We start from the raw sequence: 20,659 nt of genomic DNA, 5'->3' as shown, positions 1-20,659 counted from the left end.
TCCTGGTGCGTGTAGCCAATGTTGGTGGCAGGTTAACGTTGGTGGTCGCCGGCGGTGGCATCGACGTCGAGAAGGCCAGCAACGGCCTGTTTTCGGCCGATCCGGCGGCCGTCTACGACCGGTGGCCGGAATTCCGGCGCTGGGCGGCGTCGGGTGTCGACTTTCCCGCCGACCCGATCGACGAGCAGAGCCTGGGAGCGCCGTCACCAAGGCCGCGCCAGGTGTTCTCGATCGGTGCAAATTATCCTGATCACGCCGAAGAAGCCGACTTCACCCTGCCCGAGGTGATGGAGGTGTTCTCGAAGTTCCCCTCCTCGATCGTCGGGCCGAACGCCGACGTCCCGCTTCCCAAGAACACGGTGGACTGGGAAGCCGAACTGGTGGTTGTCATGGGTACGCTGGCACACCGCGTGGCCAAACGCGAGGTGTGGGATCAAGTCGCCGGAGTGATGGGCGGCCAAGACTATTCCGAGCGGGAGCGCCAGATGGCCGCCAGCCAATGGGGTTTGGCCAAGTCCTACCCGGCCTTCGGCCCAACCGGGCCGTGGTTGGTAACGCCGGATCAATTTCTTAATCCCGACGACATCGGCATCACCTGTTGGGTCAATGGTGAGCAAGTCCAGCACGCCCGCACGTCACGGATGATCTATTCGGTGCCTGACATCGTGGCCGAATTATCCATGTATTGCACGCTTTATCCCGGCGACCTGATCTTCACCGGGACCATGTCCGGCGTCGGCTTCATCCGCAAGCCGCCTCGCTACCTCGCGGTCGGAGACATCGTTGAGACCGAAGTCGAGGGTGTGGGACGACTGCGAAACACAATGGTGGCAGCGGGATTCACCCGATGAAGAACAAGGTCATCCACCGCTGGCATGACGAGGAGCAGGCACGCAGGTACCGCCAAGCCGGTATCTGGGGCGACCAAACACTGCCTGAGGTATTCGACGAGCATGTCGCCCGCGACCCGGATCGACTAGCGCTGATCGACGACCATGTGCGCTGGACCTATGCAGAGCTGGCGGATTTGAGCCGGCGGGCGGCCAATCTGCTGCTGCACTTCGGCGTCAAACCGGGTGACGCGGTTGCTGTGCAGCTGCCGACCTGCGGCCTAATACCCCTGGTCCACCTGGCGGCCAACCGCATCGGCGCTTACATCGTGGCCATGCCCACCCGATGGCGCCGCGCTGAGGTCGGCGCACTGCTCGACACGATCGGTGCGCAGGTGCTGATCGGCGTGGAATCCGATGGTGATATCGACGTCCGGGCGCTGCACGACGACTTGAGGTCGACGCTGCCGGATCTACGCGAGGTGCTCTACGCCCGGACGGGAGCCGCCGATGGGTTCGAAGCGCTGATCCGCGCCACCGAACCGCTGGACGCAGCCACCGCGCACCGACTGCGTGCCGATCCGGATGAGCCGGCGCACGTGATGTGCTCGTCGGGTACCACCGGTGTGCCGAAGGCGTCGCTGTGGAGCGGCAACGACATGATCACGCTGCTGGTGCACCAGACCGCCCCGGCGTTGAGCCTTACCCGCGAGGACGTGGCGGCCGCGATCGCACCGGCCGGGCAGGGATCCACCGGTTACATCTTCGCGATCCTGATGCCGCTGCTGATCGGTGCGACGAGCGCGATGCTCGAGCACTGGCGCCCGCAGCCGGCGCTGGAACTGATCGCACGCGAGCGGTGCACCTTCGCAACCGCGATACCGACCCAGATGGTGATGATGCTCGACCTCGATCTGGAGTCGGCCGACCTCTCGGCATTCACGCGGTTCAACAATGCCGGTGCACCCCTGCCGCCCCGCGTCGCCGAGGAGGTCGAACGGCGGATGGGCTGCAAAGTCCAGAACGTCTACGGAACCACCGATGGCGGTGTGCCGACCATGACAACCCTCGACGATCCCGAGTGGGCGCGATGGAACACCGTCGGCCGAGTCTGCGAGGGCGAGGAAGTCCAGTTGCGGGGACCCGACGGCTCCGTGGTGCCTCAGGGCCAGACCGGTGAGGTGGTCTGGCGCGGCGCCAACAACACGTATGGATATTTGAACCAGCCGGATTACGACTTGGCCAACTGGGATCCCGAGGGCTGGTACCGCTCCGGAGATCTTGGCGAGTTCGACGATGCCGGATACCTCAGAATCGTCGGACGAGCCAAGGACATGATCCTGCGCGGGGGAATGAACATCTTTCCGCTCGAGGTGGAAACGGTTCTGATCAAGCACCATGCCGTGGCGGCGGTAGCGATTGTCCCCGTGCCCGACGCGCGACTGGGCGAACGCGCCTGCGCTGTCGTGGTCGCCAGCGCCCAACCGCCCACGCTGTCGGATCTCACCGAGTTTCTCGACCACCACGGTCTCGCGAAATTCAAGTTCCCCGAACGCCTGCTGATCGTCGACGAACTTCCCATCAATCCCGGCGGGAAGGTCGACAAGAACCGCCTGCAGGCGCTGGCCGCCGACCTTGTACTGCCCTCCCACTGATCCACGACCGAAAGCGAATGCCAATGGCCGACTACGACGACATCACCTACTCGGTGGAAAACGCCACCGCCGTCATCACCATCAATCGACCCGAGCGTTACAACGCCTTTCGTGGCCAGACGGTCGAGGAACTGATCAAAGCCTTTCGTTCGGCCTGGGCCGATAACTCCGTGCGCGCAGTCATCCTGACCGGCGCCGGTGACAAGGCATTCTGCGCGGGTGGTGACGTCAAACAGCGCGCGGAGACCGGTGATTACGGCCCTACCGAGAGCGGGCTGTTCGAAATCGGCTATCTGCACAAGCTGATTCGCGACATCCCGAAACCGGTGATCGCCGCCGTGAACGGGGCCGCAATCGGAGGCGGTCATGTGCTGCATGTCTTGTGTGATCTCAGCATCGCCTCCGGCAACGCCACGTTCGGTCAAGCGGGGCCACGGGTCGGGTCTTTCGACGCGGGTTTCGGCTCAGCCTTCCTGGCACGCGTGGTCGGCGAGAAGCGGGCTCGCGAGATCTGGTTCTTGTGCCGGCAGTACGACGCCGAAACGGCCGAGCGTTGGGGTCTGGTCAACGCGGTGGTCCCAGCCGATCGGCTGCTCGAGGAAGCCAAGTCCTGGGCGGCCGAGATCGCCGCGCTGAGCCCCACGGCCATCCGCTTCCTTAAGCAGTCGTTCAACGCCGACACCGATCATCAGGCGGGGCTGAGCAACCTCGGGTTGTCCGCGGTCGACCTCTTCTACGAGTCGCCCGAAGGGCAGGAAGGTGCCCGGGCGTTCGCCGAGAAACGCAAGCCGGACTTCGCGGCGTACGCCACGAAGGCGCCGGTGGGCGTCGAGGCATGAGGTTGAAGTGGGCGACGCGGTGGCAGGCGTGGCAGCAGAGACCGCGCTGCGCGCGGAGTGCTCGGTGTCCCGTTTCACCGCCGCACAGTCCGCGGGAATACGGGAGGAGTTGACATAAGCGTCGGTTCTTGTCCATTGCCATCTTGAGCTGGATAAATACGGGTAATCACGATCTATCTAGGGACTAGCAACATCCTTACTTGACAAGGGCGTCAAGTTAAGGGTTAGGATTCCCAAAGACCGTTCCGGCGGGCGCTCATGCCGATTGCCGATGGCGCCATAAGTGGGGAGCACATGCACAATCCATTCGAGCCTGAGTTGCTGATCGAGGAACGCGACGCCATTCGCGTGGTCACCCTCAACCGACCGGAAGCGCTGAACGCGACCAACGAACCCCTGCACATCGCGCTGCAGTCCGTGTGGCGCCACCTCGCCGCCGACGAGGATGCGCGCGCGGTGGTGTTGACCGGCGCGGGTCGGGCGTTCAGCGCAGGCGGCGATTTCCAGCACTTCGTCGAACTCTGGGACGACCGGCCCCGGCGCCGTCGTGAGATCGAGGGCGCCCGGCGGCTACTGACCGAGATGGTCGACTTCCCGCTGCCCGTCGTGGCCGCGGTCAACGGTCCCGCCGTGGGCCTGGGCTGCAACCTGGCCGTGCTCAGCGATGTGGTGCTGATCGCCGAGAGCGCCTACATGGCCGACCCGCACGTGAGCGTCGGTCTGACCGCCGCCGACGGCGGCGCACCGACCTGGCCGCTGCTGATGAGCATGTTACGGGCCAAGGAGTACCTGCTCACCAGTGAGCCCATCCCGGCCGAACAGGCCGTGGCGCTGGGGCTGGCCAACCGGGTGGTGCCCGACGCGGACCTGCTCGATCAGGCGCTGGCCGTGGCGCAACGCATCGCCAAGCTGCCTCCGCAAGCGGTGCAAAGCACCAAGCGGGCGCTGAACATGCACATCAAGCGCGCGGTTGCCGGGGTGCTGGAGTACGCGCTGTCTGAGGAGTACGACTCGTTCGAGACCCCCGAGCACCAGGCGTTGGTCAACCGCTTCCTGGAACGGTCCGCGGCCAGGGCGGCGGAAGCGAAGTCGTCATAGTGACCTCGAGCAGCGTTGCAATGCGGACGGAGCTGACCGCCGACGTCTCCGCCTATCGGCGCGCCGTGCGTGAGTACTTGGGGCAGGACCCGAGTCTGCAGCGGTGGCGCAATTCCTGCTACCCCTCGACCGAGACGCACATGGCCGAGCATGCGGCGCTGATGGCGCGGCTGTTCGAGGGTGGATGGAATCGGTACGGCTGGCCCGTCGATGCGGGCGGCTGCGGCGGCGACGAGCGGCATCGCGCCGTGCTGTATGACGAACTGAGCGCGGCGGGTGTGGATGTACCCGAGCAGCAAATGCTGCTGGAGACCCTGGGGCCGGCGGTACTCCGGTTCGCGCCGGCGCTGGGCGCGCAGTTCCTGCCCGCCTATCTCGCCGGTGAGGAATGGTGGGCCCAGTCGTTCTCTGAGCCCGACGCCGGTAGCGATCTGGCCGGGCTGCGGTGCCGGGCCCGCCGGCAGGGTGATCATTATGTGCTGTCCGGCCAGAAGATCTGGACCAGCCATGGGGCTACCGCCCGGCGTCTGATCTGCCTGGTGCGTACCGGGTCGTTGGAGAGCCGGCACCGCGGGCTGACGATGGTGATGGTCGATACCGACACTCCCGGCGTCGAGATCCGTCCGATCGCGATGGCCAGTGGACAGAACGAACTGTCCGAGGTGTTCTTCGATGACGCCGAGGTGCCCGCATCTCGCCTGCTGGGCGATGAGGGACAAGGCTGGCAGGTCGCGATGTTTCTGCTGCAGTTCGAACGGGCGATGTATGCCTGGTTGAGTGCCACTGTCGCTGGTCGCAAGCTGCGAGAGTTGCGTGACGCTGTCGACGGACTGCCCGATGGCGGCGTGCGCCGGCTTGGTGAGTGCTACACCGACATCGCCACGCTCAAAGCGCGCAGCGCCAACACGGTGCGCCGGCTCGCCGCCGGGGACAGCGTCGGTCCGGAGGCCAGCGTGGACAAGATTCTGCTGGCAACGGTTGAGACCGGCCTGCACGACGCCGCCCGCGACCTTTTGCCCAGTGAATTCCTCTTCGGCGAGGGTCCTCTGGCGGCGCGATGGCGGGACGACTGGTGGTATAGCCGGGCCTCGACGATCATGGGCGGGTCCGCCGAAGTGCAACGCGGCATCATCGCCGACCGAGTGTTGAACCTGCCCAAGGAACGAACCGCGTGAGCGCCGTACAGACACCGGGATTCGACGCCGCCACCCGCGAGGAGATTGCCGCGTCGCTGCGTGAGCTCTTCGAAAAGCGGACCGGGGCCCAGGACATCGCGCCGCTGCTCGCCGAGCTGGGCTGGGCCGAGGTTCTGGCCGAGGATCCCGCCACCGCCGTCACGCTGCTTTTCACCGAACACGGTCGGGCACTGGCATCCTCGCGCGCGTTGGACGACGTCATGCTGGCAGAGCTGTCCGAGGTATTGCCGACCGGCCGGCGTCGGGCGGTCATTTATCCGCATCCACCGGAGGGATCGGTGGCGCTGCGCTGCGACGAGCCGATCGTCGGGCTGAGCCTCGGGTCGCTCACCGACATCGACGAGGCCGTGATCGCCGCGACGCTGCCCGGTGGAGCAGTGGGACTCATTGCGCTGACGGCCGCCGACTTGTGCGTGTCGGCCGAGTCCCTGGGGGGCTTCGACTTCGACAGCGGCTGGCGTATCGTGACCGCCGTCGTGCCGAAGGACGTTGAGGCCATCTGCGCGGCAGCGCACTGGGATCGCGCCGTGGCGGCAGGACGGCGCGCCTTGGCGGCTGAGATCCTCGGGGTTTGTGACACCGCACTTAACCTGGTGACTTCGCACGCCGCGGCCCGGGTCCAGTTCGGACGTCCGATCGGCTCCTTTCAGGCTGTCCGCCACCGGCTTTCGGAGGCCTACGTAGCCATGGCCGGCGCCCGAGCGGTGCTCGACAACGCCTACGCGGTCGCGGGAAGCGACGCAGAGGTGTGGGCGGCGCTGATCGCCAAGATCCGCGCCGGGCACGCGCAAGCGGTGCTGATGCGCCACGCGGTGCAGGTGTTCGGTGCGATCGGCCTGACCAGGGAAAGCGACATTCACCGATACGTCGAGCGCGCCGCCGCGTTGGACGCACTTCTCGGTGGTCACCAAGCGCTCACCGAAGTCGTCGGCAGCGCATTTTTGGATGGCGATGAGGTGGACGCCGCATTCGAGATGCTGTGACCGGCGCCGGTACGCGCCGCCGCTACTGACCGGTGAATACCGCCTTTTCGCGGGCCAGGTTGGCGGCGATGCCGATCTTGCTGTCGTTGGTGGCCCACAGCTTCTGCTGTTGATCGAGCTCACGCTCCAGCACCACGCGAACACGGTTCGCTAGTGGGGCCCGCAGCGTTTCCCGGATCGACTGCACGGCAAGGGGAGCGGCCGCCGCGATCTCGGCTGCCCAGTTCAGCGCTTCGGTCCGCAGTTCCGCGTCCGGCACCAGCCGGTCGACCAGTCCGATCTCAAAGGCATGCTGACCATCGATGCGTCGACTGGTGTAGAGCAGGTCCATCGCATGTTGGGCGCCCACGATGGCGGGCAACGTCTCGGAGAGCCCGAAACCCTGGTGGAAGCCCAACATCGAGAAGTTCGCGTGGAACCGGCTCGATGGGGTGGCCACCCTGAAGTCGGCTGCGCAGGCCAACCCCAAGCCTCCGCCAACGGCGGAGCCCTGCACCGCCGCGATGATTGGCACCTTGGCGTCGAACAACCGAATCGCCTCGCGGTAGAGCAGCCCCGAAGAACGGGACCGATCGCCCTCCATCTCGCCGTCGGCGAAGTTCGCCCCGGCGCAGAAATGCTTGCCTTCTGAGCACAGGACGATCGCCCGTGTGCCATGGGCGTGCAGTTCGCCTGTCGCATCTACGATCTCGCAGATGAGCTGACGGTCGAAATAGTTGGCCGGAGGCCGGTTGATCTCGATCACCGCGACATGGTCGTCGGTACTCACAGTGATGTTGCGGGTCATGTCAAACTCCGATCGTGGAACCGGCGGATGTCACGGCAGAGGTCAATCCGCCCCGTTCAGTTATGGCCGCGCCAAGGCGCAGGTTCAGCGTCGTCTCGTCGCCGAAGTCACCACGCCAGGTGTGCAGGCGCCGTGAAAACAGTTGTAGGGAGTACTCCTGCGTCATCCCAATCGCGCCGTGCGCCTGGTGGGCGGCCCTTGTCACCAGGCCGGCATGGCGGTTGGCCAGCGACTTCGTCGCGACGATCTCAAACGACCCCGGCCCCCGAAGGGCGGCGGCCCCGGCCCGGTCGACAGACAGTGCTGTCAGCGCCGACGCCTGGGCAAGTTCCACGACGTGCGCCTGGACGGCTTGGAAGATACCGATCGGTTTGCCGAACTGGACCCGCTGTCCAACGTAGGTTTTGGTCAGTTCGAACACCGCAGTGATCGCACCGGCCATCTGTGCTGCGCGCAGCAATGCTCCGCGCAGCAGGACATCGTCGACACCCGTCTCGGCGGGGTAGCAGTTGACCGCGACGTCGAGGGCCCGGATCGTGTCGCGCGGCATCCCGGCCAGGTCGGCTCCCGCGGTGACATCGAGGTGCTCGGGGTTGATCGAGACCACCTGTACCCGGGCCGATTCATCGGGCACCACCGCCACGATGCGGGTGGCGCCACGCACCCAGGGAACATGGGCTGCTGTTCCGGTCAGTCGCCCGCCGGCAAGGGCGAGTTCACCCGGATCGGGTACGACGGCAAGCGGTCCGGCAGGTAACTCGGCCCCCGCCCGCGCCAACAGGTAGGCAGCGAGGCTGGTTTCGGCCAGCGGCAGGGGCACCGCATAGCGACCGGCGCCCTCCATCACCGCGAGCAGGTCTAGCAGTGATCCACCAGAGCCGCCGCTGTCCTCGTCGATGCCGACGAGGGGCAAACCGAGTTCGTCGACGGAGCGCCAAAGCTGTGGTGAGGGACCGTCACGTTCGACGCCGGCGATGACCTCGGGGGTGAAGGTCTTGGAGAAATAATCCCGGACCAGCCCAACGAGGTCGGAATCGCGATGGACGGTTTGGCTCATGGTTTGACCAACGCTTTCGCAATGATGTTGCGCAGGATCTCGGTGGTGCCGCCTCGGATGGTGAACGCCGGCCCGGTGAGGACAGCCCTGGCGAGCAGCGACTCATACGGGTCGGAGGACGTCAGTTCGGGTGTGCGCCCGAAATGCCGCAGCACGATCTCGATGCATTCCTGCTCGAATCGGGTGGCCATCTCCTTGGCCAGGGCAGCCTCCACGGTGGGAGACTCGCCTCGGTCAACCGCCCGGGCGATCGACAGCGACAATCCGTGAAATCCCCAGCAGCGTGCAGTAACCGAACCCAATTCGGCCTGTGCCCACCCGGGCACCGCGCCGTACAGGTTTTCTGCCCAGTGCTGCAGCACCGGCATCACCGACATCCACCGGTCGACGCCGCCGCGTTCGAGCACGAGCTCGGCGGTGTTCTGGCCCCAGCCGGCGCCCACCTCGCCCAATCGCATTGAATCGGGAACGAACACGTCCTCGAAGGACACCTCACAGAAGTGGCGGGTGCCATCGATGAACGGGATCGGCGAGGCGGTCAGGCCCTCGGCGTTGCGATCGACGATGAGCTGAGTCAGCCCGCGGTAGCGGTCCTCGGATGTGCGGAACAACCCCAATAGATGGGTGGCCTCGGCGGCGCCCGAGGTCCAGATCTTCGTCCCGTTGAGCATCCACCCACCGCCGACCTGGACGGCCTTGGTGCGCACCGAAGCGAGATCCGATCCCGCGTCGGGTTCGCTCATCCCGATCGCGAAGGAGAATTCACCACTGGAAATGCGCGGCAGGAAGTAGCGCTTCTGCTCCTCGGTGCCGTTGGCGGCGATGTTGGGTCCCGATTGGCGGTCCGCGACCCAGTGCCAGCCGACGGGCGCTCCCACCGCGAGTAACTCCTCGACCACGATGAGCCGCTCGACGGCGGTGCGCCCACCGCCGCCGTACTCGCGGGGCAGCGCCATGCCCAGCCATCCCCGCGAACCCAGGTCAGCCGAGAATGCCGGGTCGCTGGCGGCGGCGAAGCCGAGGCCGATGTCGTAGCTGCCGGCGGGAAGTCGCTGCGCCAGAAAGGCGCGGACTTCGTCGCGAAGCCGTAGTTCCTCGACGCTGAGGTCGGTTGCTTCCAGCCTCACTGCCCGCTCACCGGACCATCACTAGGCCGCCATCGATGGCGAGCACCTGACCGGTCATGTAATCGGTCTCGTCGGAGGCGAGGAATACGTAGGTGCCGGCGATCTCTTCGGGATCGGCCCACCGCTTCAACGGAATCCGTTGCAGGTAATTGTCATTGAGTTTCTCGTTGCTCCGCAGATTCTCGGTCATCGGAGTCGCCGCCGCGGGAGCCACCGCGTTGACGACGATGTTGTAGGCGGCGAGCTCGCGGGCGGCCGACCGCGTCATGCCCAGCAGTGCGGCTTTGGCCGAGGCGTAGTTGATCTGCCCGATTGTCCCGTTGATGCCCGCCGAGGAGGTCGTGAAGATGATGTGGCCCTTCTTGGCTTCCTGCATGCCCGGGACGACGGCCTGCAGCCAGTAGAACGAACCGTTGAGGTGGATGTCGAGCACCGTGGACCACTGCTCGTCGGTCATTTTCCACAACATCGCCGGGCGCGTCAGCCCTGCATTGCTGACCAGCACTGTGATCGTTCCCAGCTCGGCGGCGATGCGCGCCGCGGCGTCGTTGACGACGCGGCGCTGCGACACATCACAGGGTACGGCGATCGCCGTACCGCCGCTGGCGGTGATCTCGTCGGCTACACCCTGCGCCGTCGACTCGTTGATGTCAACGACGGCCACCCGGGCGCCCTCGGCGGCGTAACGGATCGCGATCGCGCGGCCCAACCCTTGACCCGCACCGGTTACCACGGCGACTCGGTCAGCGAGTCGCACCGGGTTTGACATGTATTCCTCCTTGATGGCTTCGGTGTCGGTGGTGCAGGAGCACTCAGAAGTACAGGCGGGTGATCGACTCTGCGACGCAGACCGGTTTGTCACCACCCTGACGTTCCACGGTGGCCTGCCACACGACCTGAACACCGTCGGGCACGTCCTCGACAGCGGCGATGCCGAGCCGAACCCGGACCAGGGAATCAACGGGCAGCGGGGCCGGGAATCGGACTTTATTGAGTCCGTAGTTCACGCCCATCCGTTTGTTGGTCACCTCGAAGATGTTGTTCATCAACGGGGGAAGCAATGCCAAAGTCAGGTAACCGTGGGCGATCGTTGTGCCGAACGGCCCTTCGGCGGCCTTCGCCGGATCGACGTGGATCCACTGGTGGTCGTCGGTGGCGTCGGCGAACAGGTTGATCCGGTCTTGATCGACGGCCAACCAGTCACTGACGCCGAGCTCTTGGCCCACCAGGGACCGCAGTTCGTCGGGGCCTTCTATTGTGCGCACGGCACACCTTTCGTCGAATTGCGTTGATCGGTCATAGCTGTCGCCCTTGCAGGTCGGTCCAGCGCCCGCGGGCACTCATCCGATGAGTCCTTGCACCACGTCGTAGTCTGCGGCGAGCACCAGGTCGGTCAGGCGCGCGAGTTCCTGGTCGGGGTTGCCCAACAGATGTTGCGACGCGGTGGCCCGCTTCACGTAGAGCCCTATCTCATGTTCCCAGGTCAGGGCGAGGCCGCCGTGTATCTGCATGGCGGTACGCACCGCCTGCCAGTACGCCTCGAGCGCGGTGATCTCGGCAACGGCTGCCGGCACCGGCACCGACGACCGCGGCTGGTCGAGCCCCTCGAAGGCCGCTTCCACGGCCGCGGTGGCGGCCTGCACCGCCACGTATAGATCGGCGCAGCGGTGCTTGATGGCCTGGAACGCGCCGATCGGACGGCCGAACTGGATCCGAGTCTTGGCGTAGTCGACCGATATGTCGAGCAGGTGCTGGGCGCCACCGACGGCGTCGGCCGCCACGGCCAAGCGTGTGAGGTCCTGCAGCCGGGTCAGCAGTGTCCCCGCCGGCGCGCTATTGCCCATCGGCCCCAGCGGAACGGCGAGCGCCTGTCGCCAGCTCACGGCCGCCACCGGCCGGGTCACATCGAGGGAGCCGAGATTGGTGACCTCAACCCCGGAGTCGGCGCGGTCGACGACAAAGATCCCGACACCGGTGTCGGTGTGGGCGGCAACGATGAACCAGTCGGCCACGTCGGCCTCGAGCACTGTCGGCTCGTCCCCGGTCAGCCGCCACACATCGCCCTCCCGGGTGACCCGCGGCGATGCGTCATCAAGCGGCCCTACCCTGAGTGCCACCCGCACCGCACCCTCGGCGATGCCGGCCAGCAACTCGGCGAACTGTGTCTCGGCCTGGGCCCATCGGATCGCAGCGGGCGCGAGCACGGCACTGCTTAGATACGGCACCGGCAACAGGCAGCGCCCCGCCTCGATCAGAAACGCGGCCAACCCCGACGCCCCGGCATCGGCGCCGCCGTACTGTTCGGGAACTGCGAATCCGAAGATGCCCAGCTCCGCGAGGCTCTTGACCAGGTCAGGGTCGGCACGTCGCCCGCACTCGGCAAGACTGCGGGTCTGCGGCAGCGGAGCCAGTCGCTGCAGGCCATCGCGAACCCAGAGCCGGAACTCGATCCGGTCTTCGTCGGTAAGCACGGCCACCGGTTCCTCCTCGTGCGACGTCGGCCCGCGATAGGGCGAATATAGTCTAATGTATAGATGATTATTGGACGGGATGCTTTGGGGTATCGATGACTCAGGAACGGCCGGGCGAAACCGCTGGCTTCCGTAATGAGGTCCGCGCCTTTCTCCACGACAACCTGCCAGCGGATTGGGCCGGGGTCGGCGCCCTCCTGGCACCGCAGCGGCGCGAGTTCGTCAGCCGCTGGCGGCGGCTCATCGGGCAAGCCAGACTGATCGGCGTCACCTGGCCGGTCGAATACGGCGGGCGCGGCCTGACCAAAATCGACCACCTCGTGGTTGTCGAGGAGTTCTCCCGGGCAGGGGTCCCTGTCGGGACGCCGGGGGATACCGTGTCGGTCAAGCTCATCGGAAACACGCTGGCCGCGTGGGGAACTCACGATCAGAAGTCTCGCTTCCTGCCACGAATCATCAGCGGCGAGGATGTGTGGTGCCAAGGGTACTCCGAGCCCGAGGCGGGTTCGGATCTCGCCAGCCTGCGCACCCGCGCCACGCTGGACGGGGACGAATGGCACATCGATGGCCAGAAGATCTGGACGTCAAACGCGAGCAATGCAAACTGGATGTTCCTGCTGGCGCGCACCCAGCCGGATGCGCCGAAGACCAAAGGCATCTCCATGTTGCTCATGCCGATGGATCAGCCGGGTGTCGATGTTCGACCGATCACCATGCTCAACGGCGCCAAGGAGTTCTGCGAGGTCTTCTTCAACGACGCGCGCACCGCGGCGGATCTGGTTGTGGGCGAAGTCAACGACGGTTGGCGGGTGGCCAATTCCCTCCTGAGCCACGAGCGGGGCGAGGAAGCGGCGGTCAACCCGATCCTGTTCGCCCACGAGCTGGGGCGGGTATTTGAGATGGCCAAGCAGCGCGGCGCCGACCAACAGCCCGGTACTCGGGAGCGCCTCGGGCGCGCCTATCTCGGGGTTGCGGTGATGAAGGCGATGGGGGACAAGATCCTTGCCTCCTACATGCGCGACGGAACCCTGGGCCCTGAGGCGTCGGTGTCGAAACTGTATTGGAGCGAATACCACCAGGGCACGACGCGGTTGGCGGTCGACATACTCGGCCGTGATGCGCTGTATTGGGAGGGCGACATTCCTATGCGCTTTTACCGAGCCGACGACGCCGGTGCGCCTAACGATTCCAGCTCGTGGCTATCTGTTCACCTGTGCAATGCGATGGCGGGCACCATCTATGCCGGCACTTCAGAGATCCAGCGCAACATCATCGCGGAGCGCATTCTCGGGCTGCCACGTGAGACACGTGCGACGTAGCACCACCCCCCTAGGGGCGCAACGCCTCGGCCAACACGATGGGGTTGTGGAATTCGGTCCACGACCGGATCATGCCGTCATTGAATTCGAACACGGCGATGTAGGAGTTCCGGTACGGCTTCCCGGTTTTCCGGGCAGCGAAATCGCCGTGATATTTGGCGATCACGGTCTTGCCGTCTGTTGCCGAAAGGAGTTCGTCGATGTACAGCGGATGGGGGTCGAACAGACTAGCCACCCCGGCGAAAAGCTGCCGAACCTTGTCTTTACCACCGGCATGTGACCAAAACCCGGTGCGTTCATCCTGGAATGGCAGCCGTACTTCGATGTCGTCGGAGAATAAGGCGATGGCTTGGTCGAAGTCACCCGCCGAGAAGTGGCTCAACAGCCGCGTCACCGTGTCGGTGTGCTGCGAATCGCCTGTGACGTCAACCATTTCGAGCTCCCTCCAAAGCCCCCGGATCCGTACCGCGGCTCATACGACGCGCGGGTCGGGGACTGTCGCGAGGAAGCCCAGCGACCCGTCGAGCAGCCAGCACGCTACTAGCAACTCGACGAAAATGCCAGGTACATCGGGTCGGATGTGCCGAACTCCACCCGATGTGCTCGCACGCGATATCTCACGACAGTAGGAACTGTGGACCAACAATACGGCGGTAGGGCACTGAGCGGGCGTGATCACCACACAGCTCAGAAGATTCCCGCGGGCACCAGTCCCGCCCAGCCTGCAACCCCACGGGTGAGACCGCGTCGTCTCGTAGCTGAGGCGGGGATGACGATGGGCGACATCGTCGCCGACAACGCCGAGCGGTTCCCCGATGTTGCCGCCTACCGGCTCGGCTCGCGTGCGGTCACCCACCGCGAGTTACGCCAACGAAGTCTTCAACTGATATCGGCGATGGTGGACCTCGGTGTTCGACGCCAGGACCGGATTGCCGTGCTTGGACGCAACAGTATTGAATTCGGCGAGTTGCTGGCCGCGACTCAGCTCAGCGGTATCACGCTGGCAACGGTCAGCTTTCGGTTCTCCAAGTCAGAAGTACTCGATGCCCTGCGCCGGGTGACGCCGTCGATCGTGTTCTGCGATGAGGAATTCGCCCCGCTCGTCAACGACTGCGCTGCCCAATTGAGCGGACTTCGCCAGGTCGTTTCCATCGGTGGGCAGCCCGCGTCGGGAATGGTGGGGTACGAGGATTTCATCGCCCAAGGTGTCGCATCGGATCCGCCGTTGGTGGCGCGGCCCGACGACATCGCGTGCCTGCTTTTCACCAGTGGGACCACCGGACCGTCGAAGTGTTGCATGCTCGGGCAGAAGGAGCTGTGCCGAATCGCCTTCGCGGCCAACGCTGAGATGCGCACCGGCTGCGACGACCGCGCGCTCATCAACATGCCGATGTTTCACTTCGGCGCGATCGCGATCATCGGTGCGCTGCACGCCCGCGGGGGATCGGTGGTGCTGCAACGGCAGTTCGATCCGCGTGAAGCGATCGGGTTGGCCAAGACCGAACGCATCACCCTGCTGCACCTGGCCCCGGTCATGCTGCAGACGCTGTTGGACGAACGCGGCGCCCAGGCCGGACTCGAAAACGTGCGCACGGTGCTCTATTCGGCCGCGCCGATGCCCGCGCCAACGCTGCGTCAAGCGATACAGACCATGCCAGACGCCGGATTTCTCAACCTCTACGGCCAAACCGAATGCATCGTGTCGAGTCTGCCGCGTGAATTACATTCGCCGGACACGCCGGCAGGCGTACGCCGGTTGGGATCGGTCGGGTTTCCGTTTCCGGGTATCTCGGTGCGCATCCTCGGTGCGGACGGATCCGACGTGACGCAGGGTGAGCCCGGGGAAATCGTCGTGCGGGCCGATACGGTGTTTCGTGGTTACTGGAATGATCAACCGGCCACCCTCGCGACGCTGCGGGACGGGTGGTGCCACACCGGTGATATCGGACGGTTCGACGAGCACGGACTGCTGTACTTGGTTGACCGGAAAAAGGATGTCATCATCACCGGCGGTGAGAATGTCTACTCGCCCGAGGTCGAGGACGTATTGTCTGGCCTCGACGAGGTGGTGAGCTGCGCCGTGGTCGGAACGCCGGATCCGCGCTGGGGAGAAGCGGTCACCGCTGTCGTCGTGCTCCGGCCCGGCGCCGGGCTCAGCCTCGTCCGGGCCCAGGAAGTCGTCCGCGAGAACCTGGCGTCCTACAAGGTGCCGCGCCGGCTCGTCATCGTCGACGAACTGCCCGTGCTACCTAGCGGCAAGATTGACAAGAAGCGCATCCGCACCGAGGTCAGCAACGGTTAGCCGATCGGCGGGCGCGGTCAGGCCGAGCGGACCGGACCGCGTGTCGGCCTCAGCGCACGGCGAAACCGGCATCGAGTGGCCAGGCTGTACCCGTAATGAACTTGGCCTCATCGGAGACCAGGAATGCCACCGCATTTGCGATGTCCTCGGGCGCAAGCACCGGAATGGGCAGCACGTTCTGCATGGCGGCCAGACCGGGATCGCCAGACTCGAACATCTTCTGCATCGTCTCGTTCATCACCATCCCGGTGGCCACGCCCGTGGGGTGAATGGTGTTGACGCGGATGGAATGCTTGCCCAGGTCGTTTGCCCACACCTGCATCATGCCGACAAGGCCACGTTTTGCGGCGGTATAGGCAAGCGCGCCGGTCACGTCCGTTCCGGTGCCCTTCAGGCCGGCACTGGAACTGGTGATGACGATGGAACCCCCACGGCCACCGTCGATTAGCGCCGGAATCGCCGCGTGCACCGTGTTCCACGCGCCGATCAGGTCGACATCGATGACGTCCCGGAACACCTGGCGGTCGTCTCCCCCCGACGTGAGGCGGATGATGCCGGCATTGGCGATCACGATGTCAAGGCGACCGAATTCCGCGAGTCCGGCGGCGACAACGGCATTGACGGCATCATGATCGCGCACGTCGCCCTGATGAGCGACGATCCTGCGGCCGGTGTTCTCGACGAGTTTGACTGTCTCCTCCAGATCCGACGGCCGAGCGTTCGGGTAGTCGATCGTGTCGATGTCGGCACAGATGTCCAGCGCGATGATGTCGCAACCGTCGCCGGCCAGCCGTACGGCATGTGCGCGACCCTGACCCCGCGCGGCTCCGGTGATGAACGCGACCCGATCGTCCAGTCGACCCATATTTCTGCTCTCACTTTCTCCGCACCCAACACCGGATTCACCCGGCACCGCTGGGTGAACCAGCACACCGGCTGCGGTGTTACCGCAGCACTGCGAAATGTCGGTCCGGATCCCATCAGGACTGTCGCGCTCAAAATATGACAGTCGCATGTCATACGTCAATAGACCAGCAGCGACCTAACCCACTATAAAAAATAATATTTCACGTGCAATGGCAGTTAACTGCCAGAAAAATGGGCAATGACGGACGAGGTACACGTCGAGGCCGAGGGATTTGTTCGTCGTGCTGCACCGCTCGGCATCGGTTACCGGTCCTGGCGACCGTAGCTACCCGACGTTCGCGGCGGCGAAGCGAACCGCGGCAGCGTCGTAGTCAGATCGCCGGCGGCGGCCGACCAGAAAACTCGGTGGCGACAGGAAAGCGGTGTCGGGCAACGCGGTGCGGGACTTCAGCATCTCGCGGGCCTGGCCGGTGTCGCCGCAGACCGCGATCGCCCAGAGCATGTCATCGGTGACGTGCTCGGCGATCGTGTCCGGGCGGCCGCTGCGGAACGCGCCGCGGATCGCGGCGACCTGGTCGTGCCATCCGTGCAATTCGACCAGCGAGTCGTAGGTGCGGACGGTGAGATAAAACGCGATCTGCAGGCGGGCTTCGCGGGTGGCCCGCTGCGGGTCGCTGTCGTCGATCGCGGTTATCAGCCAGCCCCATCGCTGCAGGGCGGCGGCGTCCCGCCCCGACGACGCCGCACCGAGGGCAAGCTCAGGGTCGACGACTTCGTCCCACCAGCGGTCGGTGAAGATGCCGTGACCGAGCACGCCGTCGGCGGTGCGGCCCGCGGTGCGCAACATGATCTTGTTGAAGGCCCCGATCAGGATTGGCACGTCGAGCCGGCCGAGGACCGGCGCGCGGATGTCGGCCTCGATGTTGTAGTACTGGCCGCAGTAGTGGATCGTCTCGCCGTTCTCGGCCTCCAGGAATGCCCGGATCACCTCGACGAGTTCGGCCATCCGAGGTGCTGGGTGGTCGGCCTGTACACCGAACCAATCCCGGTTCATCCGCGATGTTCCCGAGCCGAGGCCCAAGAACACCCTTCCGGGGGCGATTTTGGACAGATGGCGGACGGCGGAGGCGTGCACAAACGGTGAGCGGGCGAACGCGTAGGCGATACCGGGACCGACCACCGCCTCAGTTGTCGCCAGCGCCATTTCGGCCGAAGTGACGTAGGCGTTGAGGTCGCTGAATTCACCCGCGCAGAATGCGCCGGCTCCGGCGGTCTCCGCCTCAGCGGCACGCTGCGGGCCCGGCCAGGGCAATCCCCACTTCATCTTCTCGATTCTCAATCCATCGGTGCTGACTAACCTAGTAAGCTACGTGAGCATAGTACCGGTGATCGCCAGGACCACAACGGGCGTCCATCGCCCCCATCCCGCGGCGACGGTTGCGGACCGACCCGCTGCGCACCGGCTTCTTGAGTCTCACAACCGGGTAGCCGCTTACTCGCAGTGTCGTCAACTTCCCGTCGCGCCCGACGTCTCGACCGATACCCGAGTCTCGGGCCACTCGAAATCAGCACTGGCGCAGGGGCACAATTCCGTATGATGCAGTGATCGCGCGTACATCACCAGACGAGGTGCGCCAAGGCCAAACGTCGTGAGGTGGCCGGGATTTGATCATCAAGGGCAAGGTATTTGTCGTGACCGGGGCCGGGAGCGGCATTGGTCGCGATGTGGTCTTCGCGTTGGCAGGCAAGGGCGCACGAGTCGCCGCCGTCGGCAACAACGCAACTGCGCTGCAGGAGACGGCCGCGCTCGGCCGCAACCACTCTGACCGGATCTCCACCCACATCCTGGATGTCACCGATCGGATGGCGGTGTCGTCGCTGCCCGATTCCGTGGCCCAGGAGCACGGCGTCGTCGACGGTCTCGTCAACGTCGCCGGCGTCATCCATCGCTTTGCGCGCGTCAACGACCTGGAGTTCACCGAGATCGAACGGATCATGGACATCAACTTCTACGGCATTCTGAACATGACGAAGGCATTCTTGCCTGTGTTGTTAAAGCGTCCCGAGGCTCACATCACGGCGGTGTCGAGCATGGGTTCATTCGTGCCGGTACCGGGGCAAACGATCTACGGCGCCTCGAAGGCCGCAGTGAAGCTACTGATGGAAGGACTCAACTCCGAACTGCGCGACACCAACGTTGGCGTCAGCGTGGTCTTCCCGGGAGCCATCGCCACCAGCATTGCGGTCAATTCGGGTGCGATGACAGCGGCGGAGAACGCGGCGACGGCGGCAACGATGAGGATGACCCCATCGCCGGTCGCGGCGGCCAAGATCGTCCGCGGCATCGAAAAGTGTTCCTACCACGTGTTCATCGGTGCCGATTCGGTCCTACTGGACAAACTCTCCCGGCTCATGCCCGCCCGATCAGCGAAGATCGTCTACTCGCAGATGCGCGATCTGCTCGCGGGCCAGCCTGACCACGACTGAAAAGCCTGAAGCGTCACAGCGACACCGCGCGGCCGCCGAGGGATGTCGCGGGCCGGCTAGTGGCGGGCCCACTCCGCGACGAGGTCGTTGACCGTCGTAAGCCGTGCCAGCAGGCCGATAGTGTTCTCCAGTACCTGTTCGGCGTAGCCGGTCGGGGTTCCGCCGACAGCATCACGCGGGACGACGAGGTTGAATCCGGCCTGGCTGGCATGCCCCGCGGTGATGGGTAACGCCAAATTGAGCGATACACCGGTCAGGACGATCGTACCGACACCGAGATCCCGCAGCAGGGGTAGCAGTTCGGTGCCCAGGGTGGGAAACAGACCGTGGTGGCGGGGCAGCACGAAATCGCTTGCTGCCAGCAATTCGGGAATGACGTGTGACTCTGGGCTATCGGGCGTCCACCCAGAGGTGGCCGGTCCCAATGCCCGCCATATCCGCGCGGTCCCGGTGGGGGAGCTTCCCGGCAACGGGCCTACGTAGGTGGCGTGAACGACGTGCACGCCTGCGCCGCGGGCGGCGTCGAGCACTCGGCCCAGAGCCGGAACGAGTCCGCCGATGTCGGCCGCCAAAGCCGGCAAGACCGACTTTGGTCCGAGAACGCCTTGCTGGCATTCGATGCACACTACTGCGACAGTCGCGGGATCGTCAGGCGTGAGCGGCGATGGTGACATTGAGATCCTCAGGTGTATCTGGAGTTGCTAGGGCTGGGGTCGAAGTTAGTCGACTGCGCCGCAATCGAGTACGCGCTCTCTGACCATGCGAGTTCGGCATCAGATACGGGGGCTGCGCTAGCGGCGGACGTCCATGCCGGCGTGGACCTTCAGCACGCTGCCAGTGAACCAGCGCCCCGCGTCCGAGATCAAGGACAGGATCGCGTTGCTGACGTCGCGCGGTTCGATCATCGGCAGGTCTGATAGGGCTGTCTGCATCTCATTGGCAAGGTGGGGGTTGTCTTCGATCATCTTGAACAGTGCCGGGTTTTCGGTGATCATCGGTGTTGCGCAGTCGGTTGGTGCCACCGCGTTGACGCGGATGCCTTCGGGTGCAAGGAGTTTGGCGTAGGCACGCACCAGGCCGGTGATCGCCAGCTTGGACATCAGGTAGGCGTCTGAGCCGCCACGGCCGTCGGTGAGGTCCAGCAGAGCCGCCGTCGAGCTGGTCGCCACGAGATTGCCGCCAAGGCCGCGTGCCCGGAGATGGGGGATCGCCACCTGGAAGGTGTTCCAGACACCGATCAACATGATGTCGATTCCGAGCCGCAGCGATTCGGCAGCGTCACGCTCGTCTGGGTTGGTCAGGATCACACCGGCATTGGCGATCACCGTATCGATGTGGCCGAAACGGGCCACCCCGGCGTCGAAGGCTTGCTGTAGCGCTTCCTTATCGCGCACGTCCGCTGTCCCGACTAGCATAGTCTGGCCGGTCTTTTCGACCAGGTGTGCTGTCTCGTCAAGCTCGTCGGCAGTTCCCAACGTGTAGGGCACCGCGTCAAGGTCACGGCAGATGTCCACCCCGACGATGTTCGCGCCTTGTTCGGCGCACATGACCGCGTGCGAGCGGCCCTGTCCCCGTGCGGCACCCGTGATGAAAACGACCCGGCCATCGAGTACGGCCATGACCTGCTCCTCTTGTCGCCTG

20 protein-coding genes are annotated in these 20,659 nt (G+C 65.1%); 9 read left to right on the top strand and 11 right to left on the bottom strand.

What is annotated here, in order from left to right:
• The first annotated feature begins 41 nt into the window (after positions 1-41).
• The 6 genes from AWC03_RS22565 (at position 42) to AWC03_RS22540 (ending at position 6,601) form a co-directional block, all read left to right on the top strand.
• Entirely contained in the window at positions 42-851 is an 810-nt protein-coding gene (locus tag AWC03_RS22565; protein ID WP_249025949.1) for a fumarylacetoacetate hydrolase family protein, read from the top strand.
• Positions 848-2,485: an AMP-binding protein gene (locus tag AWC03_RS22560; RefSeq protein ID WP_085242917.1), complete on the top strand. Its 1,638-nt coding sequence runs from the start codon at positions 848-850 to the stop codon at positions 2,483-2,485. The genes AWC03_RS22565 and AWC03_RS22560 overlap by 4 nt, the downstream gene beginning before the upstream one ends.
• A gap of 23 nt (positions 2,486-2,508) precedes the next feature.
• Complete coding sequence (locus AWC03_RS22555; protein WP_085242916.1) at positions 2,509-3,324, top strand: enoyl-CoA hydratase-related protein; 816 nt, start codon at positions 2,509-2,511, stop codon at positions 3,322-3,324.
• A 294-nt stretch (positions 3,325-3,618) separates the two neighbouring features.
• A complete protein-coding gene (locus tag AWC03_RS22550) occupies positions 3,619-4,422 on the top strand; it encodes an enoyl-CoA hydratase/isomerase family protein (RefSeq protein WP_085242915.1) in 804 nt (267 codons plus the stop codon).
• 140 nt (positions 4,423-4,562) lie between these two features.
• The gene (locus AWC03_RS22545) at positions 4,563-5,597 is read left to right on the top strand and encodes an acyl-CoA dehydrogenase family protein (RefSeq protein WP_338067438.1); all 1,035 of its coding nucleotides are present in this window, start codon (positions 4,563-4,565) and stop codon (positions 5,595-5,597) included.
• Positions 5,594-6,601 (top strand): acyl-CoA dehydrogenase family protein, encoded by a 1,008-nt coding sequence (locus AWC03_RS22540; RefSeq protein ID WP_085242913.1) that lies wholly within the window; start codon positions 5,594-5,596, stop codon positions 6,599-6,601. Before AWC03_RS22545 ends, AWC03_RS22540 begins: the two co-directional genes overlap by 4 nt.
• A 22-nt stretch (positions 6,602-6,623) precedes the next feature.
• On the opposite strand, the gene AWC03_RS22535 is transcribed toward AWC03_RS22540, so the two are convergent.
• The 6 genes from AWC03_RS22535 to AWC03_RS27135 form a co-directional block, all read right to left on the bottom strand.
• Entirely contained in the window at positions 6,624-7,388 is a 765-nt protein-coding gene (locus AWC03_RS22535; protein WP_085242912.1) for an enoyl-CoA hydratase/isomerase family protein, read from the bottom strand.
• Between the two features lies 1 nt (position 7,389).
• Positions 7,390-8,445, bottom strand: a complete 1,056-nt coding sequence (locus AWC03_RS22530) for an acyl-CoA dehydrogenase family protein (protein ID WP_085242911.1) — start codon at positions 8,443-8,445, stop codon at positions 7,390-7,392.
• The gene (locus AWC03_RS22525) at positions 8,442-9,572 is read right to left on the bottom strand and encodes an acyl-CoA dehydrogenase family protein (RefSeq protein ID WP_085242910.1); all 1,131 of its coding nucleotides are present in this window, start codon (positions 9,570-9,572) and stop codon (positions 8,442-8,444) included. The genes AWC03_RS22530 and AWC03_RS22525 overlap by 4 nt, the downstream gene beginning before the upstream one ends.
• A gap of 7 nt (positions 9,573-9,579) precedes the next feature.
• Positions 9,580-10,341: an SDR family NAD(P)-dependent oxidoreductase gene (locus AWC03_RS22520; RefSeq protein WP_142278482.1), complete on the bottom strand. Its 762-nt coding sequence runs from the start codon at positions 10,339-10,341 to the stop codon at positions 9,580-9,582.
• A gap of 43 nt (positions 10,342-10,384) precedes the next feature.
• A complete protein-coding gene (locus AWC03_RS22515) occupies positions 10,385-10,837 on the bottom strand; it encodes a MaoC family dehydratase (protein WP_085242909.1) in 453 nt (150 codons plus the stop codon).
• 75 nt (positions 10,838-10,912) lie between these two features.
• Positions 10,913-12,049, bottom strand: coding sequence for an acyl-CoA dehydrogenase family protein (locus tag AWC03_RS27135; RefSeq protein WP_158089997.1), 1,137 nt, complete (start codon positions 12,047-12,049; stop codon positions 10,913-10,915).
• An 89-nt stretch (positions 12,050-12,138) separates the two neighbouring features.
• Between AWC03_RS27135 and AWC03_RS22495 the strand changes: the two genes are divergently transcribed.
• Positions 12,139-13,362, top strand: a complete 1,224-nt coding sequence (locus AWC03_RS22495; RefSeq protein WP_085242907.1) for an acyl-CoA dehydrogenase family protein — start codon at positions 12,139-12,141, stop codon at positions 13,360-13,362.
• A 10-nt stretch (positions 13,363-13,372) separates the two neighbouring features.
• Here AWC03_RS22495 and AWC03_RS22490 read toward each other — a convergent pair whose 3' ends face one another.
• A complete protein-coding gene (locus AWC03_RS22490) occupies positions 13,373-13,756 on the bottom strand; it encodes a nuclear transport factor 2 family protein (protein ID WP_158089996.1) in 384 nt (127 codons plus the stop codon).
• A 375-nt stretch (positions 13,757-14,131) separates the two neighbouring features.
• Here AWC03_RS22490 and AWC03_RS22485 point away from each other — a divergent pair, with 375 nt between their 5' ends.
• Positions 14,132-15,664, top strand: a complete 1,533-nt coding sequence (locus AWC03_RS22485; protein ID WP_085242905.1) for a class I adenylate-forming enzyme family protein — start codon at positions 14,132-14,134, stop codon at positions 15,662-15,664.
• Between the two features lie 49 nt (positions 15,665-15,713).
• On the opposite strand, the gene AWC03_RS22480 is transcribed toward AWC03_RS22485, so the two are convergent.
• On the bottom strand, positions 15,714-16,529 hold the full coding sequence (locus AWC03_RS22480; protein ID WP_085242904.1) for a mycofactocin-coupled SDR family oxidoreductase: 816 nt from the start codon (positions 16,527-16,529) through the stop codon (positions 15,714-15,716).
• A 327-nt stretch (positions 16,530-16,856) separates the two neighbouring features.
• On the bottom strand, positions 16,857-17,855 hold the full coding sequence (locus tag AWC03_RS22475) for an LLM class flavin-dependent oxidoreductase (protein WP_085242903.1): 999 nt from the start codon (positions 17,853-17,855) through the stop codon (positions 16,857-16,859).
• A gap of 341 nt (positions 17,856-18,196) precedes the next feature.
• On the opposite strand from AWC03_RS22475, the gene AWC03_RS22470 reads away from it, so the two are divergent.
• Positions 18,197-19,018, top strand: coding sequence for an SDR family NAD(P)-dependent oxidoreductase (locus AWC03_RS22470; RefSeq protein WP_085242902.1), 822 nt, complete (start codon positions 18,197-18,199; stop codon positions 19,016-19,018).
• Positions 19,019-19,074: 56 nt separating this feature from the next.
• Here the strand turns inward: AWC03_RS22470 and AWC03_RS22465 are convergent, their stop codons facing one another.
• On the bottom strand, positions 19,075-19,692 hold the full coding sequence (locus tag AWC03_RS22465) for an isochorismatase family protein (protein ID WP_085242901.1): 618 nt from the start codon (positions 19,690-19,692) through the stop codon (positions 19,075-19,077).
• 117 nt (positions 19,693-19,809) lie between these two features.
• Positions 19,810-20,637 carry a mycofactocin-coupled SDR family oxidoreductase gene (locus AWC03_RS22460; RefSeq protein ID WP_085242900.1) on the bottom strand — a complete coding sequence of 276 codons (828 nt, stop codon included), beginning with the start codon at positions 20,635-20,637 and terminating at the stop codon, positions 19,810-19,812.
• Between the last annotated feature and the right edge of the window lie 22 nt (positions 20,638-20,659).

This window comes from Mycobacterium europaeum, from assembly GCF_002102155.1.
GTDB lineage: Bacteria > Actinomycetota > Actinomycetes > Mycobacteriales > Mycobacteriaceae > Mycobacterium > Mycobacterium europaeum.
This window is presented reverse-complemented; position numbering and strand designations above follow the sequence as displayed.

Coding starts and splice junctions, on each gene's coding strand:
- AWC03_RS22535 (WP_085242912.1), bottom strand. CDS start 7,388: ATGACCCGCAACATCACTGTGAGTACCGACGACCATGTCGCGGTGATC.
- AWC03_RS22530 (WP_085242911.1), bottom strand. CDS start 8,445: ATGAGCCAAACCGTCCATCGCGATTCCGACCTCGTTGGGCTGGTCCGG.
- AWC03_RS22465 (WP_085242901.1), bottom strand. CDS start 19,692: ATGTCACCATCGCCGCTCACGCCTGACGATCCCGCGACTGTCGCAGTA.
- AWC03_RS22555 (WP_085242916.1), top strand. CDS start 2,509: ATGGCCGACTACGACGACATCACCTACTCGGTGGAAAACGCCACCGCC.
- AWC03_RS22480 (WP_085242904.1), bottom strand. CDS start 16,529: ATGGGTCGACTGGACGATCGGGTCGCGTTCATCACCGGAGCCGCGCGG.
- AWC03_RS22520 (WP_142278482.1), bottom strand. CDS start 10,341: ATGTCAAACCCGGTGCGACTCGCTGACCGAGTCGCCGTGGTAACCGGT.
- AWC03_RS22560 (WP_085242917.1), top strand. CDS start 848: ATGAAGAACAAGGTCATCCACCGCTGGCATGACGAGGAGCAGGCACGC.
- AWC03_RS22495 (WP_085242907.1), top strand. CDS start 12,139: ATGACTCAGGAACGGCCGGGCGAAACCGCTGGCTTCCGTAATGAGGTC.
- AWC03_RS22550 (WP_085242915.1), top strand. CDS start 3,619: ATGCACAATCCATTCGAGCCTGAGTTGCTGATCGAGGAACGCGACGCC.
- AWC03_RS22485 (WP_085242905.1), top strand. CDS start 14,132: ATGACGATGGGCGACATCGTCGCCGACAACGCCGAGCGGTTCCCCGAT.
- AWC03_RS22460 (WP_085242900.1), bottom strand. CDS start 20,637: ATGGCCGTACTCGATGGCCGGGTCGTTTTCATCACGGGTGCCGCACGG.
- AWC03_RS22475 (WP_085242903.1), bottom strand. CDS start 17,855: ATGAAGTGGGGATTGCCCTGGCCGGGCCCGCAGCGTGCCGCTGAGGCG.
- AWC03_RS22545 (WP_338067438.1), top strand. CDS start 4,563: ATGGCCGAGCATGCGGCGCTGATGGCGCGGCTGTTCGAGGGTGGATGG.